General features: G+C 71.3%; 2 protein-coding genes. Both read left to right on the top strand.

The genetic code is table 11. The annotated features are described in order from the left end of the window. Positions 1 to 1,618, top strand: a 1,618-nt coding sequence (locus TA90_RS07620) for an alpha-amylase family protein (protein ID WP_043535541.1), incomplete at its 5' end; no start/stop codon positions are given. A 20-nt stretch (positions 1,619 to 1,638) separates the two neighbouring features. Beyond that, positions 1,639 to 1,907, top strand: a 269-nt coding sequence (locus TA90_RS14270) for an alpha-amylase family glycosyl hydrolase (RefSeq protein ID WP_043535540.1), incomplete at its 3' end; no start/stop codon positions are given.

Below are 1,907 nucleotides of genomic sequence, written 5' to 3'. Positions count from 1 at the left end.
GGACGTCCGGGTCCTCACCGAGGCGGCCGCGCACCTGCGGGACACCTCCCACTCCGCCCAGCAGCGCCTCTCCGCGGGCATCTCCTCACGCGTGCGTGCCGTCTTCCGCACGCACCCCCTGCGCGACCTCCTCGGCCACACGCAGGCCCAGCCCCTGCTGGTCTCGCGCCCACGGGCCCTGTACGGCTCGTGGTACGAGATCTTCCCCCGCTCGGCGGGCGCCCACCAGGAGCCCGACGGCACCTGGGTCTCGGGCACCCTGCGCACCGCCGCGCAGGACCTCCCCCGCATCGCCTCCATGGGCTTCGACGTCGTCTACCTCACCCCGGTCCACCCCATCGGCACCACCTTCCGCAAGGGACGCAACAACGCCCTCGAGGCCGCCCCGGGGGACCCGGGGTCCCCCTACGGCATCGGCTCCCCCGAGGGCGGACACGACGCCATCCACCCGGACCTGGGCACCTTCGATGACTTCGACGCCTTCGTCGCCACGGCCCGGGGACTGGGCATGGAGGTCGCCCTCGACCTGGCCCTCCAGTGCTCCCCCGACCACCCCTGGGTCCGCGAGCACCCGGAGTGGTTCACGACCCGCGCCGACGGGTCCATCGCCTACGCGGAGAACCCGCCGAAGAAGTACCAGGACATCTACCCCCTGAACTTCGACAACGACCCGGAGGGCATCTACCGGGCGGTGCGTGACCTCATCGAGGTGTGGATCGACCACGGGGTGACCTTCTTCCGGGTCGACAACCCCCACACCAAGCCGGTGCCGTTCTGGCAGCGGCTGCTGCGCGAGATGCACACGACCCACCCCGACATCCTGTTCCTGGCCGAGGCCTTCACCCGTCCCGCCATGATGCGCACCCTGGGGATGGTCGGCTTCGACCAGTCCTACACGTACTTCGCGTGGCGCACGGAGAAGGAGGAGATCGAGGACTACCTCCGCGAGCTCTCCGCAGGGACGGCACACGTCCTGCGCCCCACCTTCTGGCCCACCACGCACGACATCCTCACCCCCCAGATGACCACCGGGGGCACCGCGATCTTCGCGATCCGCGCGGTCCTGGCCGCGACGGGGTCCCCGAGCTGGGGGATCTACTCCGGCTACGAGTTCGTGGAGAACGTCCAACGGCCCGGCTTCGAGGAGCCCGACGACAACGAGAAGTACGAGTACCGGCCACGGGACTGGGCGGCGGCGGAGGCCACCGGCATCCCCCAGCTGCTCACCCTGCTCAACGGGGCACGGGCCCGCCACCCCGCCCTCCAGCAGCTCCACCAGCTCACCGTGCACCCGACCTCCCACCCCGACCTGCTGTGCTTCTCCAGGCACGTGCCCGCACGCTTCACGGGGTCCGGGCACTCCGACACGGTGGTGGTGGTGCTCTCCCTCGACCCCCACCACGACGTGGAGGGGAGCGTCGACATCGACCTGTCCGCCCTGGGCGCCGACCTCGTGGACGGCACCGTCGGCGGGCCGCGCGTCCAGCTGGTCGACGAGCTGGACGGCACCCCCTACACCTGGGGCGCCTCCAACTTCGTGCACCTCGGCCCCTGGACGCGCATCGCCCACGTCATGGCCGTGGACCCGCCCTCGCACCACTCCCCCGAGACACACTGAGACCGCAGGACGACCAGCTCATGACCGATCCGACCCCTGAGACCGACCCCGCCGCCACGGGCGCAATCCCCCTGGTCCGCGCGACCCCGCCCCCGCCCCCGCCCTCCGCGCCGACGACCGGTGCGCGCCCCCTCCCACCTGTGTCGGACGACCCGCAGTGGTACCGACGCGCCGTCTTCTACGAGGTGCTCCTGCACTCCTTCGAGGACTCCAACGGGGACGGGGTCGGGGACTTCCAGGGGCTCGTCTCCAAGCTGGACTACCTCCAGTGGCTGGGCGTCGACGCACT

The organism is Actinomyces polynesiensis (assembly GCF_000820725.1).
GTDB lineage: Bacteria > Actinomycetota > Actinomycetes > Actinomycetales > Actinomycetaceae > Pauljensenia > Pauljensenia polynesiensis.
This window is presented reverse-complemented; position numbering and strand designations above follow the sequence as displayed.